1 pseudogene is annotated in these 592 nt (G+C 63.9%); it reads right to left on the minus strand.

Going from position 1 to position 592, the window contains the following annotated elements:
• Positions 1-539 (minus strand): annotated as a pseudogene (locus ACPUER_RS37050) (transposase); the annotation flags it as partial.
• Positions 540-592 lie beyond the last annotated feature (53 nt).

Raw genomic sequence — 592 nt, forward strand, 5'->3', positions numbered from 1 at the left:
CACGATACGGGGGCGGCCATAGCTGCCGCGACTGGCTCGGTAGATGGCCGCCACTTCGACGTCCAGCGCCTCGTTGGCCTGCGCCCTGGCGCTGGGCGGGCGAGCCCGCCACTGGCAATACCCGCTGCGCGAGACGACCAACACCCGGCACAGCCGGCTCACGCTGTACTGGTCGCGGTGTGCGTCGATCCAGGCGTACTTCACCGCGACCCCTTCGCGAAGTACGCCGTTGCCTTTCGGAGGATTTCGATGTCGAGCTTCGCGCTGGCCAACTCCTTGCGTAGACGACTGTTCTCGGCCTCCAGATCGCTGACCGGGCGACGACTGGAACTCGGCGTGCTGGGTGACGGCCCTGTCGCCACTTCAGCATTACCTTTGCGCTGGTCGCGGCACCAGTTCCCCAGCGTCGCCACCGGCACGCCCAGCCTGCGAGCGGCCTCATGCTGACCGACGCTCTCCGACAAGCGCACCGCCTCCAACTTGAACTCCTGCGTGTATTGCCTTCTCGGCACCACTTTCTCTGCCATCCTGTTCTCCATACAGTCAAAAAGTTATCAGACTTCTTGCTGTACGTGAAATCGTGGCAGGGTCA

Source organism: Burkholderia sp. DN3021, from assembly GCF_049805555.1.
In the GTDB taxonomy this organism is placed as follows: Bacteria; Pseudomonadota; Gammaproteobacteria; order Burkholderiales; family Burkholderiaceae; genus Burkholderia; species Burkholderia pyrrocinia_C.